The organism is Paenibacillus sp. FSL R7-269 (genome assembly GCF_000517865.1).
Taxonomy (GTDB): Bacteria; Bacillota; Bacilli; order Paenibacillales; family Paenibacillaceae; genus Paenibacillus_AQ.
The window spans coordinates 1-1,630 of record NZ_ASPS01000048.1 but is presented as its reverse complement, the minus strand read 5'-3'; the positions used below and the strand labels follow the sequence as shown (position 1 = coordinate 1,630).

Sequence of the window (1,630 nt, the reverse complement as noted above, 5' to 3'; positions counted from 1 at the left end):
CCTGAATCCGTGAAATAACCAAAGCCGGAGCACCCCCTCCTCTTGAATTGTAGCGATTCGTGTGACAAGCAAAGAGGAGAGTGGATTTTTCTGCCTTGAGGCATAGGGAAACAGAGCTTGCCTTGCACCAAGCTCTTCCCGAACCTATGTCCCCTGTTTTTCAACCCGACAAGCTCATATAAATACGTCGAAATGTCGGAAACCAGGGACTGTGCCTGCCGAAGCGAAGCTTCGTTTGCCGTGCATGCTCCACCATGCGCGAAGCTAACCAGATCAGATTCTCAATGACTGTTTTTACCCGCCTGCGGTTGACCTTCGTTCGCACCGGAGCATCCGGTTCTTGCAGCGAAATTTGCCCAATGGCTCGAAGCAGATTATACGCAACCAAACCTGTACAGAGGACCAGGTCATTCGTAGCAAATTTACCCGAGGGCAGGCGCTCCAAATTCAGATCCGTCTTGAGTTCGCTGTGAAACTGTTCGCTCGTGGCATGGTCACGGTAGAGCCGAATGACTTGCCAAGGCGAACAGGTCAGTGTCGTGAAAAACACCTGTACTTCTACTCGAGGCACCAGCAGGAGCTGACCATCAGCTTCCATTGTCCGCTCAATGACTTGATACACGACGTGAATCGGACGTTCCAGCTTCTTGTCCGTCCATTCCATGGAGCCTAAATACACGCGCTTGCCTTCTCGTTCTTCACAGCACATCCCGTCCTGTCTGGCAATCATCAGCCATTCTTCCGGCGACTCCCGGCGGAGATTGCGCTTGACGATAAAATCCACATTTTCGTTCAGACACACGTTCAAATTCTCGAGCGCATCATTGCCAGCATCCATGCGCACGAGCAGCGGCGAATCGGTGATGCGGCGGGCATAGTCCAGACTGTGCGATAGAAACGCAGCCGCTTCTTTTTGCACATGCATGCTGCCTTCGCGCAGGTTGACGTTGACGCCATAGCCTTCCTGCCCTAGATAGGCAAAAAACGGCGCATAGCCGTCTACCTTTTTGTACGTCAGAGACACGCCTTCTTTCTGGGTGTTACTATTGTCGAACGGCGAGACGTCCAGGTCCAGCGGTAGCCAGGACAACGTTTTCCCTTCAGGGAGTGTGGCCTGAACAGGGGTCAGCGGTGCGTTCAGAGCGTGCAGCAAGTCCGCCGACTCTTCAAGCAAAATCGTCTGCCAGTCGTAGCTGTGCGCGGCGGCCAAATCCAGACGCTGCCGAAGGGTGGGAGAGGACGGGACATGTTTCAGGCCTAAGGATTTCGCGAAAAAACGGTCCTCCCGAAAGGGCTCGATCTGGTCGAAATCACTTTTTCCCTGGCACAGCAATCCAAGATAAGCGAGGACCACATCCGGGTGAGTGACGGTAGGGTGCTGTGCACCGGGCAGAGAGTACCGAATGAGCCGTTTGGCCATCCGGGTATGAGAAAGAAGCAGGCCAATGAGGGCCAAACCGGAGTGAGCGGTGAGCCACTCCACGGACTGATCAAGTTGAAAACGTATAGGGTTCATCTGTGCACCTCCCAGGTGAATTCAAGAAATACGGGAATTCTTCCCTTTTCGTTAGTTTACTTCACCGGGGGATGTTTTTCTAACTTTTTCAGTTTTTCGTTTCACGGATTCAGG

The 1,630-nt window shown here is 53.0% G+C and carries 1 protein-coding gene; it reads right to left on the bottom strand.

Features of this window, described 5'->3' with window-relative positions; all coding sequences use genetic code 11:
• Window positions 1-160: 160 nt before the first annotated feature.
• On the bottom strand, window positions 161-1,516 hold the full coding sequence (locus tag C162_RS21270) for an IS1380 family transposase (RefSeq protein WP_051493823.1): 1,356 nt from the start codon (window positions 1,514-1,516) through the stop codon (window positions 161-163).
• Between the last annotated feature and the right edge of the window lie 114 nt (window positions 1,517-1,630).

Bases quoted from the DNA above. Each gene is read 5' to 3' on its own strand.
- C162_RS21270 (WP_051493823.1), bottom strand. From the start codon at position 1,516: ATGAACCCTATACGTTTTCAACTTGATCAGTCCGTGGAGTGGCTCACC.